Raw genomic sequence first — 281 nt, 5'->3', positions numbered from 1 at the left:
GTCATCAAGCTCCTCTTTCAGTTGTACGGACACGAACTCATCAAGCTCCTCTTTCAGTTGTACGGACACGAACTCATCAGTGTCATCAAGCTCCTCTTTCAGCTCTGCCACACGGAGCGCCAGTTCTTCTTTCGTCCCCGTCAGGCTGACATCACGGTTCAGTTGTTCACCCAGCGAGCGGAGACGGGCAATCAGTTCATCTTTCGTCATGGACTCCTCCACTGAGAAACAATGGCCCCGAAGGGCCATGATTACGCCAGTTGTACGGACACGAACTCATC

1 protein-coding gene is annotated in these 281 nt (G+C 52.7%); it reads right to left on the bottom strand.

Annotated features, from left to right (window positions below; genetic code table 11):
* Positions 1-210, bottom strand: a 210-nt coding sequence (gene gpFI, locus H8L47_RS29295; RefSeq protein WP_230413959.1) for a DNA-packaging protein FI, incomplete at its 3' end; no start/stop codon positions are given.
* Positions 211-281: the final 71 nt, after the last annotated feature.

The sequence above is a fragment of the Undibacterium umbellatum genome (assembly GCF_014284125.1).
In the GTDB taxonomy this organism is placed as follows: Bacteria; Pseudomonadota; Gammaproteobacteria; order Burkholderiales; family Burkholderiaceae_D; genus Undibacterium; species Undibacterium umbellatum.
Note: the sequence above shows the minus strand (reverse complement) of the source record. Positions and strands in the feature narration are given on the sequence as shown.